The sequence below is a fragment of the Hymenobacter citatus genome, assembly GCF_014333615.1.
Classification (GTDB): domain Bacteria; phylum Bacteroidota; class Bacteroidia; order Cytophagales; family Hymenobacteraceae; genus Hymenobacter; species Hymenobacter citatus.
Genome location: NZ_JACSCY010000005.1, coordinates 1 through 19472, shown reverse-complemented (window position 1 = coordinate 19472; position 19472 = coordinate 1). Strand labels below are relative to the sequence as shown.

The 19472-nt window shown below is 58.6% G+C and carries 18 protein-coding genes; 8 read left to right on the top strand and 10 right to left on the bottom strand.

The features are described from left to right. Positions 1-89 precede the first annotated feature (89 nt). The 3 genes from H8B15_RS08210 to H8B15_RS08200 all read right to left on the bottom strand — a co-directional run bounded on the left by H8B15_RS08210 (position 90) and on the right by H8B15_RS08200 (position 2300). Entirely contained in the window at positions 90-833 is a 744-nt protein-coding gene (locus tag H8B15_RS08210; RefSeq protein ID WP_246455364.1) for a ferredoxin reductase, read from the bottom strand. Then, a complete protein-coding gene (locus H8B15_RS08205) occupies positions 823-1437 on the bottom strand; it encodes a sulfite oxidase-like oxidoreductase (RefSeq protein ID WP_187319198.1) in 615 nt (204 codons plus the stop codon). The genes H8B15_RS08210 and H8B15_RS08205 overlap by 11 nt, the downstream gene beginning before the upstream one ends. A gap of 164 nt (positions 1438-1601) precedes the next feature. Continuing rightward, on the bottom strand, positions 1602-2300 hold the full coding sequence (locus H8B15_RS08200; protein WP_187319197.1) for a DsbA family oxidoreductase: 699 nt from the start codon (positions 2298-2300) through the stop codon (positions 1602-1604). Positions 2301-2394: 94 nt separating this feature from the next. On the opposite strand from H8B15_RS08200, the gene H8B15_RS08195 reads away from it, so the two are divergent. Next, complete coding sequence (locus H8B15_RS08195) at positions 2395-2889, top strand: YdeI/OmpD-associated family protein (protein WP_187319196.1); 495 nt, start codon at positions 2395-2397, stop codon at positions 2887-2889. Between the two features lie 176 nt (positions 2890-3065). Here the strand turns inward: H8B15_RS08195 and H8B15_RS08190 are convergent, their stop codons facing one another. Continuing rightward, positions 3066-5999 (bottom strand): TolB-like translocation protein, encoded by a 2934-nt coding sequence (locus tag H8B15_RS08190; RefSeq protein ID WP_246455363.1) that lies wholly within the window; start codon positions 5997-5999, stop codon positions 3066-3068. A 219-nt stretch (positions 6000-6218) separates the two neighbouring features. Here H8B15_RS08190 and H8B15_RS08185 point away from each other — a divergent pair, with 219 nt between their 5' ends. Next, positions 6219-6656, top strand: a complete 438-nt coding sequence (locus tag H8B15_RS08185; protein WP_187319195.1) for a hypothetical protein — start codon at positions 6219-6221, stop codon at positions 6654-6656. A gap of 173 nt (positions 6657-6829) precedes the next feature. Beyond that, positions 6830-7828, top strand: coding sequence for an aldo/keto reductase (locus H8B15_RS08180; RefSeq protein WP_187319194.1), 999 nt, complete (start codon positions 6830-6832; stop codon positions 7826-7828). Between the two features lie 238 nt (positions 7829-8066). On the opposite strand, the gene H8B15_RS08175 is transcribed toward H8B15_RS08180, so the two are convergent. Both H8B15_RS08175 and H8B15_RS08170 read right to left on the bottom strand, forming a co-directional pair. Continuing rightward, positions 8067-10601: a TonB-dependent receptor plug domain-containing protein gene (locus tag H8B15_RS08175; RefSeq protein ID WP_187319193.1), complete on the bottom strand. Its 2535-nt coding sequence runs from the start codon at positions 10599-10601 to the stop codon at positions 8067-8069. 65 nt (positions 10602-10666) lie between these two features. Further along, complete coding sequence (locus H8B15_RS08170; protein ID WP_187319192.1) at positions 10667-10822, bottom strand: hypothetical protein; 156 nt, start codon at positions 10820-10822, stop codon at positions 10667-10669. 167 nt (positions 10823-10989) lie between these two features. Between H8B15_RS08170 and H8B15_RS08165 the strand changes: the two genes are divergently transcribed. Further along, a complete protein-coding gene (locus H8B15_RS08165; protein ID WP_187319191.1) occupies positions 10990-11700 on the top strand; it encodes a hypothetical protein in 711 nt (236 codons plus the stop codon). A 39-nt stretch (positions 11701-11739) separates the two neighbouring features. Here the strand turns inward: H8B15_RS08165 and H8B15_RS08160 are convergent, their stop codons facing one another. Further along, a complete protein-coding gene (locus tag H8B15_RS08160) occupies positions 11740-12726 on the bottom strand; it encodes a fatty acid desaturase (protein WP_187319190.1) in 987 nt (328 codons plus the stop codon). A 234-nt stretch (positions 12727-12960) separates the two neighbouring features. On the opposite strand from H8B15_RS08160, the gene xrtX reads away from it, so the two are divergent. Further along, complete coding sequence (gene xrtX / locus H8B15_RS08155; protein WP_187319189.1) at positions 12961-13503, top strand: exosortase X; 543 nt, start codon at positions 12961-12963, stop codon at positions 13501-13503. Between the two features lie 96 nt (positions 13504-13599). Here xrtX and H8B15_RS08150 read toward each other — a convergent pair whose 3' ends face one another. Next, complete coding sequence (locus tag H8B15_RS08150; RefSeq protein ID WP_187319188.1) at positions 13600-14178, bottom strand: fasciclin domain-containing protein; 579 nt, start codon at positions 14176-14178, stop codon at positions 13600-13602. Positions 14179-14408: 230 nt separating this feature from the next. Then, complete coding sequence (locus H8B15_RS08145) at positions 14409-15008, bottom strand: DUF4136 domain-containing protein (RefSeq protein WP_187319187.1); 600 nt, start codon at positions 15006-15008, stop codon at positions 14409-14411. Positions 15009-15313: 305 nt separating this feature from the next. Between H8B15_RS08145 and H8B15_RS08140 the strand changes: the two genes are divergently transcribed. Then, a complete protein-coding gene (locus H8B15_RS08140) occupies positions 15314-15766 on the top strand; it encodes a hypothetical protein (protein WP_187319186.1) in 453 nt (150 codons plus the stop codon). 66 nt (positions 15767-15832) lie between these two features. Here H8B15_RS08140 and H8B15_RS08135 read toward each other — a convergent pair whose 3' ends face one another. Continuing rightward, positions 15833-16234, bottom strand: coding sequence for a hypothetical protein (locus H8B15_RS08135; protein ID WP_187319185.1), 402 nt, complete (start codon positions 16232-16234; stop codon positions 15833-15835). 292 nt (positions 16235-16526) lie between these two features. On the opposite strand from H8B15_RS08135, the gene H8B15_RS08130 reads away from it, so the two are divergent. After that, the gene (locus tag H8B15_RS08130) at positions 16527-17693 is read left to right on the top strand and encodes a methionine aminotransferase (RefSeq protein ID WP_187319184.1); all 1167 of its coding nucleotides are present in this window, start codon (positions 16527-16529) and stop codon (positions 17691-17693) included. Positions 17694-17750: 57 nt separating this feature from the next. After that, entirely contained in the window at positions 17751-18554 is an 804-nt protein-coding gene (locus H8B15_RS08125; RefSeq protein ID WP_187319183.1) for an amidohydrolase, read from the top strand. Positions 18555-19472 lie beyond the last annotated feature (918 nt).

Here is a 19472-nt window from a genome sequence, read left to right as displayed (position 1 = left end):
TGGAACGATGAGCGTAGCAACGACTTGTTCACGCGTGAGAAGGTCCTTCGCAAGCGGACGCTAGATAAAGGATGACAGACAAAGTTACATCACCCACCCGTCGGCCCAAACCGCTCGGTTCTGATGTCCTCGGCGGGTAGGCCCAGATTCTGCAAGCCGGTAGCGACGCTTTCTACCAATCCCGTAGGCCCACACACGTAGCATTCGGGCGCGGCAGCAAACCGCTTTACTACCTCTGTTAGCAGCGCTGTATCGATGCGGCGGTGGTAGCCCGACCAGCCATCGGGGGCCTGACGGGTGTAGTCCAGCAGCAGAGTAAAGGTAGGATCGGAGGCGGTCATTGCTTCCAGCTCCTGCCGATAAATAACCTCTTCCGGCGTGCGGATGCTGAACAGCAGTACCGTGGGGTTGCGCAGCATCGCGCGCTGACGGTGGCGCAGCATGGCCATCAGCGGCACCACACCCGAGCCACCAGCTACCAGCAGTAACGGCCGGGCTGTTGCTGTTGCGCGCCACACGAAGTAGCCGCCTATCGGGCCACGTACTTCCAGCTCGTCGTCTACCTCCACGCCTTCAAACAGGTAGCCCGAAACCTCGCCTTCCTCCACGGCTTCTACTGTTAGCTCAATCTCGTCGGGTTGCTCGGGTGGGGAGGCTACGGAGTAGCTACGCTCGGCCTGGTAGCCGTCGGGGGCGGTGAGGCGCAGAGTATAGTGCTGGCCGGGTAAGTGGGGCGTCCAGTGGGGTAGGCTGAGTGTGAACGTTTTCACGCGGGGCGTTTCGGCGTGAATGGCCGTAACGGTGGCCCGCTGCCAGTCCAGCTTACTCATCATCGTCGGCGTAGCGCTGGGCCTTCCACGGGTCGCCGTACATGCTGTAGCCGGCGCGTTCCCAGAAGCCTGGCTCATCTTCGGCCATGAAACGCAGGCTGGTAATCCACTTGGCGCTTTTCCAGAAATAGAGGTGCGGCACCACCAGGCGGGCGGGGCCACCGTGCTCGGGCGTCAGAGGCTGGCCATCGTAGGTGAGGCCGATGAAGGCCTTGCCGTCCCGTAGATCAGCCAGAGGCAGATTGGTCGTATAGCCGCCGTACGAAGTGGCCATCACGTAGCGAGCTTCCGGCCGTAGCTGCACGTGTTCCAGCAGCGTGTCCAAACTCACGCCCCGCCACTTAGTGTCAAACTTCGACCACTGCGTCACGCAATGAATATCGGGGTTGAAGTCCTGCTGGGGTAGGGCGTTGAACTCCTGCCAGCTCCATTTTTTGGGTTCTTCCACTAGTCCTTCCAACGTGAACGTCCACTTGTCCAGCGCAATGCGTGGGGTAGGCCCGGCCGAGAGCACCGGAAAATCATGCGTTTCGTACTGGCCAGGCGGCAGCTTGTGGTTGCTGGGTCGCTTGCGCTGAAAGCCTTGGTTGAAGAAGGTAGGAGGCATGACGGTCTAAGAGGCTGTTTAGGTTAGCTAAAAGGTAGTTAGAATGCTGTAGAGACGCATACTTGCGTCTCGTCGTTGAACGATACGGGTAGTCGTTCAACGACGAGACGCAAGTATGCGTCTCTACATTGTGCAGTGGTTACTCTAACCAATTGCTTAGAAACCTAGCAGTTGCCGTCTACATCACAGGCCGCGCCATCCTGACCGGCTACCAGGGTAGGGGCGGGGTGGTTTTCCTCCCACACCTTCTCCAGCACTTCCTGGAACAGCTCAGCGGGCTGGGCGCCCGACACGGCGTACTTGTCATCGAAAACGAAGTAGGGCACGCCGCGCACGTTGATTTGCTGGGCCTGGTACTCGTCGTAGCGTACTTGCTGGGCGTAGGCGTCGGTTTGGAGGGTGGCTTTCACCTCGGCGGCATCCAGGCCGAGGTCGGCGCCGAGCTGAGCCAGCGTGTCGAGGTCGCCTACGTCTTTGCCTTCGGTGAAGTAGGCCGCAAAGACGCGCTCCTCGGCTTCGTTGCCTTTGCCCTGGGCGGCGGCCAGGTGCAGGAAGCGGTGGGCCAGAAACGTGTTGTTGGGAATAACGCGGTCAAAATCGTACTGCAGCCCTACCTCGGCGGCAATGCCGGCCATGTGGTCGTTCATCTGCTTGCCCTGTGCTACGGATACGCCCTTGCGCTCAGCCAGCAGCTCGTGAATAGTTTGGCCGGGCGTGTGCTGCATGTTGGGGTCCAGCTCGAAGCTGTGCCACTGCACTTCTACGGTATCGGCGTGGGCAAACTTGGCCAGGCCGGCTTCAAACTTCCGCTTGCCGATGTAGCAAAACGGACACATGATATCAGACCAGATTTCTACTTTCATCGTTAGAGAGTTTCTTTCGATGAATAAGTAGTTTGCAAGCGAAAAGTTTACTGCACCGGTCCGCCCGCGCCTACCCTACTTGCCTCTACTACCCATGACCTTGCCTGTTACCTTCCGCGCCGTAGTGCAACCCGGTGGCCCCAGCTTCATGCCCATGCAAGTGCTTGTTGTGCCCGTGAAGGTGGTAGAGGCGTTGGGCGGCAAGGCAATCAAGCGGGTGCTAGTGGAACTGCGGGGGCACGCGGTGCGCCTGGGCCTGCACCCGCTGAAATCGGGCGAGCGGTACCTGATGCTGAACCAGAATCTGCTGACGGAACTAGGGTTGCGCTCCGGCGACGAAGTAACCGTCGGCATCAGCCCCGATCCTACCCCCAACCAGGTAGACCTACCCGACGAGCTGGCCGAAGGCCTAAGCAGCTGGCCCGAAGCTGAAGCCGCCTTCGAGCGCCTGACACCCGGCACCAAGCGCGCCCTGGCCTACCATATCGAAAGCGCAAAACGCCCTGAAACCCGTAGTAAACGCGTAGTCAGCGTATTGCACCAACTGGCTACCGGCGGCCATCCGTTCAAGAAGTGGGAGGGGGAGTGAGGGCAGGAGGGTAAGAGGGTAGGAAGGGTGTCATCCTGAGCTTGCGAAGGACCTTCTCACGCGCGAACGAGGCGTTGCTAAGATGGTCGTTCACGCGTGAGAAGGTCCTTCGTCGCCGCTTGATGCGCGGAATGCTCAGATGACACCCTTCCTACCCTTCTATCCCTTTACGTCTCTCATATCTGAATATTGAACACCAACGGCGCAAAAGACGCTTGGCCGGTGCGTGGGTTGTACACAAAACGCGCACCCAACTCGAACGATGTGCGCAGGTGCAGCACGTTGAACAGCACCGCTCCATCGACGCCCACCGTGCGGTAGTTCTGCGGGGTGATGCCGCGGCTTTCGCCGTGGGCCACGTCCATGAAGGCCGTGGCGCGCAGGCGCTGCACATACAGTACCCGCCCCACCGACCAATGCACAAACGCCAGGGGTAGGGCATACTCGGCGGTGCCTACCCACAGGCGGTCGAAGCTTACGTAGCCAATGCCCCGCGGGAAGAAGATGCTCGGGCTAAACTGATATTCGCGCTGCTGCTGCCACTGGTAGCCGCCGCGCAGCCGGATAGCGTGGTGATGCCCAATGCCAGGCAAATACACGCTGGCCTGCGTGCCGAACTGCGCCGCATTCAAACCCGCACCAAATGGCGTGGTGCGCCACGTAGCCAGCAGCGTGCCGCCCCAGCGCGGTGCTACGTCGCGGGCCGAGAGCTTGAGCTGGCGGGCATAGCTGAGGGAGGTTTGCATGGCATTTATGGGCCGATCAGGGGCAGGGTCGGTGCGGTAGCGCAGGGGTAGGTCGTAGCCGTTCACTTGCTCGCGGAGGTAGTAGGCGCTGAGCGTGAGGGCTTGCAGGTATTTGGAGCGTGTGAGCGTGAGGGGTAGGCGCCCGCCCACCGTGAGGCGGGTGTAATTCCACCGGTCGCGCACGAGGCTGTCGAGGGGCGTGCGGCGGTCAACGTACACGCCGGTGTTGCGGCCACCGTGCTCCACGCTCAGGTCGAGCACGGGGTAGCGGCCCTGGTAGCTGAGGCCGCCGAACACGTTGGCCGTGCGCTCGGCCTGGTTGTAGCCTACCCCTACTTGGGCCTGCGTGGTATTCAGCAAGTCTTGGGAGCGCACGCCCACGTTCACGCTGTTGCCGGTAGGGCTTTGCACCACGCCCCAGCCAAACACATTAAACGCGTGCCGGAGCGGCGAATATGACCGCACCGGGTAGGGCGCCGTGGCCGAATCGGGCCGCACCAGCAGCGGCCGAACTAGCGCAGCAGCCGGCTCTTGGACGCTCAGCTGTTCAGCATACGGGTCCGACAACACGGCCGTGGTAGCCGGTGCGGGTAGGGCGCGCCAGGTTGTGGTATCCAGCGGCATTTCCAGCACGCGGCTGCCCGTAGCCCTAAATTCGTGGAAGGCCAACCGCCGGCCATCCAGCGACACGGCGGCGTGGTAGGCACCCACGGGCCGCGAGGTCACCTGCCAGGTCTGGCCCGTGCGTCGGCTCACAGCGTAGATATTATCAATGCCCGACTGCGGCGAATTATACAGCACGAATTCGCCCCAGGGTTGCGGGTTGGTAAGGTTGATATTGGCGACGGGTAGCAAATCCTGCTCCCGGCCGGTGGCGGGGTCAAGCACCGTGAGGGTTTTGCCGGCCCGGCGCAGGGCCACGGCCACCACGCGGCCATTGGGTAGCCAGCGGGGCTGTTGGTAAAAATCGTTGCGCGGATTGGGCAGGGTGCGCAATTCTTCGCCAGTGGTTACGTCTACAATTCGCAAGGAATGCTGGTAGGCCGAGTCGGTGAGCGTGACCACCAGCTGCCGGCCATCGGGCGAGAGGGCGGCGGCCGTGTAGCGGCGCTTGGTGAGATGCGTGAGCTGGCCGGTACGCAGGTCCAGGATGCGCAGCTCGGAATACACGCGCTGCCGCCAGCGCGGGTCGTAGCGGTACTCGGGCCACACCACTTTGCCGCCGCCCACCGACAGCATTTCCGGGATGTTGGTCAGGCCCTGCACAAACAGCTTTTGCTCGGGTGCGTGCGGGTGCAGCAGCACCAACTGGGCAATGGTGCCCAGGCCGGTTTTCATGGCCAGTACGGTGCTGTCGGTTACGTACTGCGGGTATTCGTACTGCGTAAACACACGCTCCTCAGCCTTCACCCGAAACTCCCTACCCGGCGTAATGGCCAGACTCTGCTGGCCAGCTTGCCAGGTGGAGTCCAACTCATGCATGGTGCGCTGGTAGAGGTCTTCCACGCGCAGGCCGGTGGTGCGGCGGATGCTGTTGGAAAACGAAAACGGGTAGAACGGAAACTGGTAGTACTTGTCCAGCACCGCGGCCCACACGTTGGGGCCGTAGTGCGTTTTCAGGTAGGAAGTCATGTAGTAGCCCAGCACATACCAGTTGGGCACGTTGTCGCGGAAGGAGCCATTCACCGCTTTTTGGTAGCCAAAGTGCCGGTCAGCCAGGCGGTTAGCGCGCATCCCTACCCCAAAATACGGCACGCGGCCCCGGCCGCTGCGGCTCAGGGCCGTTTCGTTTCCTACGGCGTCGCCCTCAAAAAACCACTGCGGCACGCCCACCGCGCCCACGCCCAGGCCCTGGTCGCCGAGCAGGGGCACCAGCAGGCGCCCTACCCCCTGGCGGGCCTTATCAAACTGCCCTACGTGGCGGTACTCATGCAGCACCAGGCCATCCAGCCAGTCCACGGTACCCAGGGCCTGACCCTGCTCGGGCGTGGTGAAAAACTCGGCGTGCCGGGGCAAAAACGTGACAAACGCATTGCTGATGGTTGTCTGGTTTTGCAGCACAAGGGGCAGGTGCCGGGGTACCACGCCCAGCGAGGCCGTGCCGGGACGCTGCACTTGCTCCAGCCGGCGGGCCGTGCGTTGGGCCGCCGAGTCGAGGCCGCGGGGGTAAAGCAGCCGGAAATGCGGCGTGCGCACTTCCTGCCAGCGCAAATCGGGCGGGTTTTGATCAAGCACGGGTAGGCTCTGACCTATACCGGGTAGGGCAGGTAGCAGGCAACACACCAGAAAACAGAGAAACAAACGCATGGGCAGCAGGTAGGATTCTGCAAGAAACTGGTTGCCCAAGCGAAAAGCAACGGCCATCGGAGCGGCCAAGGTATTTAAGACAGAAAATTGAAGCCCAACCGCAGCTTCACTAACACACAGATGCAGTGCGACTTTACCTACGTAAGTGCTTAATATATAAAAATATAGATGTTTATAGAGCCCAAATTATGTTCAGCCCCATAACCGGTTGGCGCGTAAGACCCTGAACACGAGATGAAAGTATCTCTATCATCCTTTCCCTAAAAACTGAATCTTATGAAACGCGTCATTCTTTTTGCAGCAGCTCTTCTTGGTGGTATCTCGGTAGCCTCGGCTCAAACAACCACTGGCGGTATGACCACCGGCACCATGACCACCGGCGGCACCACGGCGGGCACTACCACGGCTACCACAGGTACGACTACCTCGGCCACAACGGGCACCACTACCTACGGCACCACCGCTGGTACCACTAGCGGCACCATGGGCACTACGGCCGGCACTACCACGGGCCGTCGCTCAGGCACTACGGCTGGTACAATGAGCACCACCACGGGCACTACCACCACGGGCCGTCGTCGTACGGGCACCACGAGTGGCACGATGCGTACCACCTCGGGCACCACCAGCGGTACGCGTACCACGTCCGGTACTACCTCGGGTACCATGCGTACCACGTCGGGCACTACATCGGGCACTACCACCATGCGCTAATCGCGCTGGCTTACTTGCTTTTTTAATCAGCGCCGGGCTTCTGTCCGGCGCTGATTTTTTGTGAGGTAAGCCATTGATTTTTTGGGCGACGGGTGGAAACCAAGCAGTCCACAATCTAGTGGAGGCAGTGCCCGTCAGCCTTATACATAAAAATAACGATTGACTTCTTGAATATGGAATACCGGGAATTAGGTGACAGCGGCCTGCGCGTGTCGGCCATTACGTTTGGCAGCTGGGCTGCCGGAGGCTGGATGTGGGGTGGTACGGAGCAAAACGATGCCGTGGGCGCCATTCATGCTGCCTACGAGCATGGCGTTACCAGCATCGATACGGCCCCTATCTACGGGCAGGGCCTGAGCGAGCAGATTGTGGGCGAGGCCATCAAGAGCCTGCCCCGCGACAAGGTGCAGATTCTGACCAAGTTTGGTATGCGCTGGGACTTGCAAGAGCCCAAAGGCGACTTTGCCATGAAAACCAAGAACAACGAGGGCCAGGATATCGACGTGTACAAATACGCCGCGCCCGACAGCATCATCAAGGAGTGCGAGGACAGCCTTCGCCGTCTCGGCACCGACTACATCGACCTCTACCAGATTCACTGGCCCGACACTACCACACCCATCCACGACACCATGGAGGCCGTGGCCAAGCTAGTGGAGCAAGGGAAAGTGCGCGCTGTGGGCGTGAGCAACTACTCGGTGGAGCAGATGCGCGAAGCCGAAAAAACGATTAAGCTGGCTTCCAACCAGGTGCCCTACAGCATGTTGCGGCGCGGTATCGAGCAGGAACTGGTGCCCTACTGCCAGGAGCACAACAAGGCTATTCTGGCTTACAGCCCCATGCAACTGGGCCTGCTGACCGGCAAGTTCAAGCCGGGGCAGAAGTTCGAGGACAGCGACCTGCGCTCTACCAACAAACTATTCACCCCCGACAACATTGAGAAGGTAAACGCCTTCCTGCACCAGCTACAGCCCCTGGCCGACGACAAAAACGCCACCTTGGCGCAGCTTGTCATTGCCTGGACTATTGCGCAGCCGGGCATCACCGTAGCGCTGGTAGGCGCCCGCAACCCCAAACAAGCCACCCAAAACGCCCAAGCCGGCGACGTGCAGCTCTCTGCTGAAGATGTTTCCTTTATCAACGATGAGCTGGCGAAGGTGCAGGTAGGGTGAGTGGTGAAATGGTGAGTAGTGAGTTTGTGAAGTGGTTAGTAATAAAGAGAGGCTGTCATCCTGAGTGCAGCGAAGGACCTTATGCCAGTTGAACGAGTCGTTGTTACGCCTGTTGTTCTGGCGTGATAAGGTCCTTCGCTGCACTCAGGATGACAGCCCCTCTTTATTACTCACCACTTCACAAACTCACCACTCACCATTTCACCATTTCACCATTTCACCACTTCACCACTTCACTCTATTTTCCCTTCACTACCAGGGTGCCGTAGCCGGTGCCGGATAGGCCATTATTCGTCAGGCCTTCCAGCGAGAGGCGGTAGTCGCCGCCGATATCGGAGGTGTAGAAGGTGATGGTGGCTTGGCCGTTGGCGTCCGTCACGATTTGGGGTGCCCAGAATAGCGTGGCACTACGGGTATCATCGGGCGGAAGCTGGGCGCCGGGCTGCTGGTAGGGGGGCTGATAGAACTCGCGCGTGGGGTAGTAGCGCGGCAGTGCGTAGGTCGCCATGCCCATGGGTGCGGCCGCGTAGGGGTCGTTCGCAGGGTCGTAGTTGGGGTTGCCGCGCTTGGTGAAGATGGCAATGACTCCGTTGCCGCCCCGAGAGCCATAAATAGCTGCCGACGCCCCTTTCAGGATTTCGACGCTTTCCACATCCTGCACCGAAATGGAGTTGACAATGCTGGCGTCCGTTTGCACGCCATCAATGATAAACAAGGGCGAGTTGCTACCCGAGAAGGAGCTGATGCCCCGGATAGTAACGTTCATATTCGGTGGATTACCTGTTACCTGCACGCCTGCCACCCGGCCCTGAATAAGCTGGAGGATATTGGTGTAGCTGTTGGCCGCTGGAATATCGGCGGTGCGCACCACGGCATCGGCGCGGGAGTAAAGGCGGCGGCCATCCGAAACTTCCCGGCGGCCTCGTACATCCACGTTTTGGAGTAGGATGCGCTTGCCGTCGGGGCTGTACTGGCGCTCCATCACCTGCTGCTTCTTGCTGCTTTGCAGGTAGGCCACCTCCTCCGCCGATCCTACCTCCAACGGGATGGTAGGTAGGTTCTTAGCGCCCTCGGCCACCTTCCGGTCTAGCCTAACAATGGGGTTGCGCAGGCCTTTCTGGGGCTGCACGCGCACCAGCAGGCGGCTGGTATCCTGCTCCGCAAACCCACTGAAAAAGAAGCGGCCCGCCGAGTCGGTGGTGGCGGTCATGAGCTGGTTTTCGCCCCCAAAGCGTAGCAATAGCACGGTGGCGTTGGGAGCCGGGGTTTCTTTGCTGCCCAATAGCTGCCCGTTCATCACCTGTCCGCTCACGCTCAGGCTCTGCTCCAGGGGGTAGGGGTAGTTGCCGAGACGGTTGGCCAGCAGCTCCTTCCACACAAACCGCCGCCAGCCCTGGGTTAGCATCAGGTTGTCGAGGGCCAGGTTGGTGTCGTAGGTAGGGTTGGCGAAATAGTAGCCGGGGTCTTCCACGGTGCCGCGTAGCTCCGAGGTGAGCAGCAGGTAGGAGCGAATGGTGCGTTGCTCCATAGAAGCGGGCACCAGCTGGGCATTATTCACGGCCAGGGAAAACTGCCCGGCCACGGGCTTGCCCTCAACATCAGCCACTGCCACGCGCAGGGTCACTTTCTCGCGGGGAGCGTAGCGGGCTTTGTCGGGTTGCAAGGTAATGCGCAGGTCGGGCGTGGTGGCGCCCACGAAGGCCAGCCGCTCGCACCGGGCCTGGTTTTGACTATCAAACAAGGTGAAGTGCGCCACACCCGTCTGGAAACGGCTTTTAGGAATGCGGGCACTGAACGTAGCGCCCGCGCCTACCTGGCCCTGCCCGGCGTAGGCCACTTGTCCCCGCACGTGTGCCACCAGCGTAATGGCCTCGGCAGCAGCGGCACCTGTACCCGCTTGGCGCTGAATAAACACCTGTATCTGGTCTTTCAGCTCCATCACCTTCATGGTGAAGCCCGTAGGCAACGCAGCAGGTAGGGGCGTAGTGAGGAAAGCGCCGCCCGACTGCCGCACCGTGGCTTGGTACGTCTGCCCCGGCTCCGGCTTCAGTTGAAAGCGCCCCATGCCCGCATGCAGGCTTTTGAAGGTCACCACATCGCGCCCGCGGCTGTCTTTGATAGAGCCGGCTACGTCTACCCCGCGGCCGTTGGCATCTGTGGCCTTAAAGCCAATCGTGCTTTCCAGGCCGCTTACCAGGTTGCCGCCTTCCGGGAAAAATTGCACCGTGAGGCGCGCCGCCGCTGGTTTGTTGGGCACGCGCCCACGCCGCTCGCCAATGGCGGGCGCCACCGCATCCAGGGGCGTGTGCCACACCATAATCTGCTGATTATAAAAGTACTCGGGGCTGGTGTTGCGCATCCAGTTGGTGTAGGCGCGCACGGTGTAGCGTCCCTGCACCAGGGTGTCGGGCAGCAGGATGTCGCCGGAGGCGGTACCGTTTTGCAGGCGCAGGAGCTGCTGGCGCACCAGCACTTGGTCGGGCGTGAGCAGGTCTACGTACAGCACCCGGCTCAGGGTATCGGGGCGGTGGTTGCCGGCCTGCACCACGTAGGCTTTCAGCCACACGGTTTCGCCGGCGGCATACACGGTTTTATCGAGGTGCAGGTAGCTTTTCTCGGGAAAAGTGGCTGCGTAGAAGCGGTTGAGCTGGCGCACCAGCTGCTGAAGGAAGCCATCGGCCTGGGGCGCTATTTGGAAGCCCGCGAGCAGTAGCACCACGGCCAGCAAACCCGCTAACAGGCCCGCCCGCCGTTGTGAGAAAGGAGGTATCATAAGGAGTATAGTGAGTCAACAGAAGATACGGCCAACGCGGCCAGCTATTCTCTCAACGACGATTGTTACAGCATCCGTTCCTGTTCCTGCTTCACCTTCAGCGTGAGGTAGGTATGTAGCACCAGCAACACCCGCACCGCCAGTACAAACAGCACTAACCCGGCTACCAGGTAGAAAATGGGAATAAGAAATGCGAGTTGAAAGAACAGACCGTTGCCCATAATGCGAAACGAAATAGATAGAGGTGAATAAAGAAAATTAGCTGCTTCGAATATAGGTAAACGCACAAGTAGTCATCACGTTGACGACTTGTGCAGTAATTTCCGTTCTTTTTACTCAATTGCACCCCTGTTGGAGGTGGAGCTTTTCTGGGAAAGAACCTACAGGTATGACCAAACTGTATATCCTGCTGCTCAGCAGCCTGTTGCTGAGCGGGTGTAGCGCCCGCACCTACGCCACCCGCGACGTAAACCAACCGGTGCTGGCTACGCACCGCACGGTGGCTATTTTGCCTTTTGAGGTGGAGCTGGACCGCCTGCGTACACAGGACATTGTGTACCACGGCACCAGCGACCCTACCCCCGAGCAACGAGCGCAGCGCCAGCAACAGTGGACCGAGGGCCAGCGGCAGGCGCGGGAAGCCCTAGCCTACGAACTGCAACGCTGCTTGCACAACCAGGTGCAGACCATGCGCGGCCAAGGCAGCCGCCCTGTAACGTTTCAGCCAGTGCGCGAAACCAACCAGCGCCTCCGCGCCGCTGGCATCACATACAATACTCTGTTTGAGCACTCCATAGCGGAGTTGCAGCAGGTGCTGGGCGTCGATGCGGTACTATCGGGGGCGGCTATGCTCTACCAGCCCATGCCCAACGGGGTAGCCGTAGCTACGCATTTGCTCAGCAATACGCCCTTGCTATTGGGCGGTCCGCTTACCGGCAACGTCACCACGGCCAACCTCACGGTGCACGACTGCCGTAGCGGGGAGCTGGTCTGGCGCTTCAACTACGAGCGCACGGGCAGCACCACCATACCTACCGCCGAGGCACTGGTGAAGCAACTACTACGCCCTGCTGCCAAAACATTTCCCTACCGGCCGTGAGCTGGCACCAGCACCATAAAACAAACTTCTGGAGCCCTGCTACTGCACCGGGCCCGCCACCGAATTGGTGAGGGAGATGTGGCCACGCTCTTTGCGCACCAGGCGCGAGTAGAGACTGATTTCCTGATCAAACAGAAAGCGGAAAAACAGCCGGGTGTAGGAGGTGTGGTGCAGCAGGGGCTCGTAGAACTCGGGGGCTACCTGCTTCAGCTTGGGTAGGTTATTCCACGGAATACCGGGCAAATCGTGGTGCTCGTTGTGAAATCCTACGTTCAGGTTCACGCCGTTTAGGCGGCCGTAGTAGCTGTAGGTTTCCTGGTTGGCATCCAGCGTGAGGTAGTGCTCCTGAATCCAGCGCGCCCCCAGCGGGTGCAGCCCCACCGAAAACCAGAAGCTAAGGGCCAGGTACAGCAGCGCCGTCCACCCCAGAAAATACACTACCGCCACATCAAACGCCACCTGACACACCACGTTGGCCACTACGTAGCGGTCTACGGCCGCCACCTCGCGGCAGCGGAACGTGCGAATCACCTGAAAAACAGGGAAGAAAAACAGCCAGATAGCCTTTCCCAGGGCGTAATTGCGAATCAGCTTGGCCTCGTACCAGTCGGGGAGGTCGGCATCCAACTCATGCACGCCCTGAAACACATGGTGCTTGATGTGGAAGTTTTTGAAGGAAATAGCCGTGGGCACCACCGTTGGGAAGTTAGCCACAATGCCCACCGCCACATTTTGCCACAGCTTCCTGAACACCAGATTGTGCGCCGCCTCGTGAATGACGACAAACAGCGTATGCGAGAAAAAAGCCCCTACCAGGTAGGCCACCGGCACCACCCAGTACCACGGCTGCTGGCGCAGCAGGTAGGCCAGCGCCACCTGCGCCCCCACGCAGGCCAGCGCCACTAGTAGGGTAGTAGGCGTGCGGGTCATCAGTTGCTTCACCTCGGGATGAGCACGCACGATTTGTCGGCCCCGGCTCCGGTGCGGCTCGGGAGTAGTGGTAGTGGCGAAGGATGTGGCGCTCATAGGTATTAGGTATAAAGTCAGCAGGAAAGCTGTATGATAAATGGCATCCCTAGAGCAAGGTAGGGCCTTTAAATAAGGCTAAGATGAAGAAGCACACCTGAAAAAGCGAAAGCTATAAAAAATGCAAAATGCTTGTTTGAATCCAATTTAAACTTGGGGCTTGTTCGATCTGGCGGGGCTTTTGCATTCAGGCAATACCAATCGGCTTTTTCTGTGCGCGCATTCCTGCCAACTATGTTTTTTCCTGCCCCCAAGTTTAACTCTGGCGTCTGGCGTCGCTTTCTACTGCTAGCGGCCGGACTCTATTTACTCTGGTTTTTTGGCTACGAGCAGTGGCTGGGTCCCGATGGGCGCCTCGATGCCCTGCTCACGGCCAATATGGCTGGTAGTAGTGCCGTGCTGCTGCGCGTGGCGGGCTTTGCCGCCACGGTAGGCGCCAACCCCATGCTGGTGCTCATGGACACGCGGCCCTTTGTCTACATCGGTTCGCCCTACAATGGCTTGGCTATCTACGCGTTGTTTGCGGGCTTTATCTTGGCCTACCCTGGCCCCACCCGCACGCGGCTGTGGCTGATTCCGGTAGGCATTGCCGGTCTTTATCTGCTCAATTTGCTGCGCGTAGGTGTGTTGGTCGTCAATCAGTATTATGCCTACCACGCTGTAGCGTTCAGCTATTATTATGGTATCCTCACAGTGCTGGTATACGGCTGCATCTTCAGCCTGTGGCTGTATTGGGTTCGGCAGCAGCCCCAGCACCCACCCACGGTTGGGAGCTAGAGCGCTTGTTGCCGGCCACCCTACTGCTAAAACCAACGGCCCGCTGCGCAGTGCGCAGCGGGCCGTTGTGGTATCACACACTACGCAAAGCCGATATTATTTCGGCATCAGCACCTTGTCGATTACGTGAATCACGCCGTTGCTTTGCAGCACATCGTAGGTAGAGATGCTGGCCACGTTGCCGGCTTCATCTACCAGCACCACGTTTTTGGGGCCGTTCATCATGGCCATCAGCGTGCCGCCGCTCACGGTTTTCAGCGAGGCTTTGCCCTTGCCAGCCTTGATGGCCGCCATAATTTTATCGGCCGTCATGTTGCCGGCTACCACGTGGTAGGTCAGCACTTTGGTGAGGGTAGCCTTGTTCTCGGGCTTCAGCAGCGTTTCTACGGTGCCGGAGGGTAGGTTCTCAAAGGCGTCATTCACCGGGGCAAATACTGTGAAAGGACCTTTGCCTTGCAGCGTTTCTACCAGGCCGGCGGCCTTCACAGCGGCTACTAGGGTAGTGTGGTCGGCTGAGTTCACGGCGTTGGCCACAATGTTTTTGGAGGGGAGCATAGCCTGGCCGCCTACCATCACGCTGTTGGGTGAAAGCTGGGCTTGCTGGGCCAAAGCAGAGGTAGCGGAAGCAGTGCCCAACAGGGCCACGAAAGCAAGGGAAAACAACTGTTTTTTCATCACGAAGGGGGTAGGAAAATGAGGGTGAAGGGAAGAGGCTAAAATTGGAAGAGTACCACTTGCAAGTCTGGTCTCACCTACGACGCCTCTCTGCACTCCGGATTTAGCAGCCCACCCAATTTCTTCGTAAAAGCCCTGTATGTGTCGATCTGACAAGTGCTTACACAGCACAAAAAAGCCTCTTTCAACAAGTGAAAGAGGCTTTTATAGTGGAGGTTGGCCTTAGAAAATTATGATTTCTGCGCTGGGAATTTTTCCAGAATATCGCGGGCCGACTCAGAGAACTGCTTGCCGAAACTAGCCGGGTTGTTTACAGGATCGGCAATGGAGCCGCGCCATACCAGGTCGTTGGTGCTGGCGTCGATGATGTCTACAATCATCGTTCCTTCCTTGTACTGCTCGGTGCGGTAGCCGGTGTTGAAGTAGGCCGGCGAGTACCAAGCGCCATAGTTGATGGGCAGAAAGCCCCCGCGATACGACACGGCGTAGGGGTAGGCAAAGCCCGCGGCGGGCGGGTTGAAAACCGTGCGCTCAGCGTCTTCCACGTAGAGGTGGTAGGTGATGTAGAAATCTGGCTTGGCGTTGCCGCTCACTTGCCGGATGCCCCGATTATTTAGCTCCTGGCTAATGGCACCCTGAATCATCTCGTCGGCCAGGCTACTTTTGTAGATGGGGTTGGCATCGCCGGTGGTCTTTACATCGGTCTTGGCCCAATCGTAGGTACGGAAGCGGCTGAAGTTGACGCCCTGCTTTTCTTGCACGTTCACGGAAGAGCAACTGCTCAACCAGCCTATCAGCAGCAAGCATAAGGCACTTATGAAAAGTTTCATGATTTTAAGAGTAAATAGGATGAGAAACAGTTACTTGACCAATACTCTTTTCAGCACAGGAGGTTACGTTGAGCTACTGGGCCCGGATTCTATACTAACCCAGTGTTAGGCTATCTGCGTATGATAGGGCGCAAGGCAACCAAAACGACACCGTTGGTGAAAGAGGCTTACGGCGTCGCCAGTAGGTGACACGATTTTGCGATTGAGTGTCAAACGCTTACCGCTGCGCGCGCCTGGCCCTGCAACCATTGGTCTACTGCCGGCCTCTTCATCATGGAAAGCATTCAATCCTACTATTTATTTCTATGATTATACCATCGCGGCTGTTAGTGTGTGCTTGCTCCTTCTTGGGGGCGGGCCTTTTCTGGACGGGCGACCAAGTGGCCCCGGCAACTACGGGGGCCACTGCTCCGGTACAGTGGGAGCTGCGTATGCTGGACGGGCAACCCGTGGCCCGGCACCATCGCTACCTCGACAAAGCCCTGCTTCCTGCCCTACCCGTGAGCACCGCGCCTACCAAGGTTCGGCCTCGCGCCGGCACCTGCCTACCCTCGTTTGGTACGCAGCTAGCCGGCACCATGCGCCTGATTGTGACGATGCTGGAAGCCGATAACTCAACCCTGGACTTTGGCTTGCGCTACCTCAGTCTGCTTCACGATATCCGAACGTATGAGATGCATGGCAACCAACTGTGCCTGTACGATGCCGATAGCCCGGCGCCCCGGCTGGTTTTTGTAGCCGCCTCGCCTTCCTCTTAGTCAAAACCAACAAGCGGCGGAGTGCACTAGTGCGCTCCGCCGCTTGTTGGTTTTGGTACCTGCCGCTTAGTTGGTTTCGCCGGCCCAGCGCCGGGCGTCGTCCACGCTGGCAAAATGCTTCGTGTCGAAGGGTACGTGGGCCGAGGCGCGGGTCAAAATGTTGTCGATGCCCATTTGGTTGAGCGCATCGTTGGATACCACCACTGCTAAGCGGCTAACGCCCAGCTTGGTGAACTCCGGAAACCACTCCTGGTTCATCCAGTCCTGGTCGGTGGGTCGAATCGTCCGCATCCGGGTGTTGTTGCCAATCCAGCCCCGCACGCGGTGTTGCCGGCCCAGGCGGAGCGCCTCCATGAGGGCAGAGCGCAATTGCTGACTATTGGCAAAATCCAGCCACTCTGTTTCGAGCACCCGCGTCCGCTCATCCAGCAAAATATTGAGGTAGGGAACGGCAAATAACACTTTCATAAAAGCAAAGCAAGCAAAATGGATGCGAGAAACGGGGTAGGCGAGCAGCCGTTTACCATACGCCGAAAGATGTACAAAGATGCACAGGGCTTTGTTGGAAAAAAACGGTTGTGTCAAACCGGATATATACCGCGTATTCAGTTGCAGAATATGGGCTAAAGATCAGCAGGAATAACTTTCTAAGGGTATTGAAATAGCTGCTGGTAATGCAGGAGGAGCTAAAGCCGAATGCAGACAAATCAGATTGGGTTGCGTATCTGGTGTGGTCCGCAAAACGGCCTACCTTACCAGCATGAAATTTTCGTCGAAGCTGCCCGATGTGGGCACCAGTATTTTCTCGGTGATGACCCAATTGGCACAAGACCACGGCGCCATCAACCTGGCCCAGGGCTTCCCGGATTTCGACCCGCCCCAGAACCTGACCGATGCTTTGGTTCGCCACGCCGGCGCTGCCGGCCAGCAGCAGTATGCGCCCATGCCCGGCCTGTTGCGCCTGCGGGAGCTGATCAGCCAGAAAACCGCCGCCCTCTACCACGTACCCGCTCCCGATCCGGCCACCAACATCACCATCACCAGCGGAGCCACTGAGGGGCTCTACGCGGTGCTGGCCGCCACTGTGCGCCCCGGCGACGAAGTACTGGTGCTGGAACCGGCCTACGACCTCTACGGTCCTGCCATTCGGTTGCAGGGCGGCACGCCCGTGTACGTGCCCCTGTGCCTACCTAGCTTCCGCCCCGATTGGGACCAGGTAGCGGCCCGCCTCACGCCGCGCACGCGCCTCGTACTGCTCAACACGCCCCACAACCCCAGCGGCGCCGTGCTCACCACCCAGGATTTCGATACGCTGGCTGGGTTGCTGGAAAACACCGATACGCTGGTGCTGAGTGATGAAGTGTATGAGCACCTGGTGTTTGACGGGCAGGCGCACCGCAGCGTATTGCAGCACCCTGCTCTGGCGGCGCGGGCGTTTGTGCTGTCGTCGTTTGGCAAAACCTACCACGCCACGGGCTGGAAGGTAGGCTACTGCATAGCGCCGGCATTACTGACGGCGGAGGTGCGCCGGGTGCACCAATTCCTGACATTCAGCGTGAGCACGCCTACCCAGCACGCCCTGGCCGATGTGCTGGCCGACGCTGACCACTACCGCGAGCTACCGGCCTTCTACCAGCAAAAGCGCGACCTGTTTGCGGAGCTGCTGCGCGGTACGGGCTTCGAGCTGCTGCCCGCTGCCGGGGCGTATTTTCTGCTGGCCCGCTACGCCGCACTGGCCCCGCAAGAGCCTGATACTGAATTTGCCCAACGCCTCACGCGCGAAGCCGGCGTAGCTGTGGTGCCTGTGTCGGCTTTCTACCACGATGGGCGGGATGAGGGACTCATACGGTTTTGCTTTGCCAAAAGAAGCGAGACGTTGCAAGAAGCTGCCTTGCGACTACACGCTTTCAGTGAAAGATACGTATAGATAGGTGTTCTTGATTTTTGTATAATTTATCATAAATTAGTACCATAAAGATTCTGTATGGCTGATTTTACATTATCGTTTGTGCAAACGGCATTGCACTGGCACCAACCTGCTGCCAACCGGGTTTTGCTGGAGCGCCATATCGACACAATTTCCCTGCCCATTGACTTGGTTGTGCTACCGGAGATGTTTGCTACGGGATTCACGATGGAAGCAGCTGCCTTGGCCGAGGACATGGCCGGCCCTACTGTGCAATGGATGCAGCGCATGGCCGCGGCCCGCAATGCCGTTGTCACGGGTAGCCTCATCATCCGCGACAACGGCCAGCACTACAACCGCCTGCTCTGGGTGCGCCCCGACGGCACCATGAGCTACTACGACAAGCGCCACCGCTTTGGCATGGCCGGCGAAACCAACGTGTATGCTGCCGGCCAGGCGCGGCTGCTGGAGGAGTGGCGCGGCTGGCGCATCTGCCCGCTGGTATGCTACGATTTGCGCTTTCCGGTGTGGAGCCGCAATGCGGCAGCCGCTCCCTACGACCTGCTGCTGTACGTGGCCAACTGGCCCGCCGCCCGCCGCAATGCCTGGATGGCGCTGCTCCGCGCCCGTGCCATCGAAAACGTTGCGTATGTGCTGGGCGTCAACCGGGTAGGCACCGATGGTAACAACCTGGAATACGCCGGCGACTCAGCCCTATTAGACATGCGCGGTGACTACCTCGTGGAAGTTGGTAATCACGAAACCAGCATCACCCGCACCCTGCGCCGCACCGACCTAGACGCGTTCCGGGAGCAGTTCCCTACCCTGTACGACGCCGACACCTTCGAGGTGCGCCCCGACGACCCAGCGTCGCGCTGGTAGGGGTGGGGCGCAGTTTAGGGGGTATGTATAATAATAAGCGTCCTAGCATGACCAGTTCAGGAGCTTGTATTTTATCGGATATTATCGACTGTACATAGTGGCTTCGCTACCTGGATACTGGTTTACATAAAAAAGACTTATTGGACAGTAACAGCTATATCAATCTATTCTTTTTGCTGTCACCTTATTCGATTGCTTTGATTTTGTTTCCCTTCCGGCCAGTTACCGAGACTAGGTGCATCCCTACCAGCTCTTGCACTATAAACTGTGCTTTATTCGACCCGAGATGTCCGTATCCTGTCACTAGACTATCCTCATAGCGACCAATGGCGTCGATAACTAAATAGTGATTGTTATACTGCGCATGAACCATGACCAACTTGGCTTGAAAAGGCGCACTTACGGAGTCGGCTAGCGTTAGTTCGAGGAATAGGTATTTCTCGCATTCAGGCTCGGGAGAGGTAAAAGCCCAATATTCGTCCATGCCATTGTATACTCCCCGAACATATACTAGCTGATTTCGGTGTTGGGAGAGCTCGCAAAAGGGCACTGTAGTCATTCCTTTATATGGTAGCGGCGGTGGCACACGCGCTGCTGTAGCAGCGGGAGCAAGCAAATACTGTTGGCAACCGGTTAATAATAACAGCGCATAAAGAAGAAGCACCCTCATAGCCGTAGCCGCTTTGCACAGCGCTTGGAAAATGAACATAGAGAGGGGTTTTGGTAGCAGATCGAAGATTTTTTAAATCTAATAACTCAAACTATTATTGAATTATCTAAATAAAATAGAGGGGGATAAGTGACTGATTATTTCTCGAATTTGTCGCTTTACATAATGCGAGTGGCTGTTGCAAAAGTAGAGTAGGAGCCAACGAAATGGGTTAGGTGCTGGCAGCGCTACCACCTGATCGACTTGCT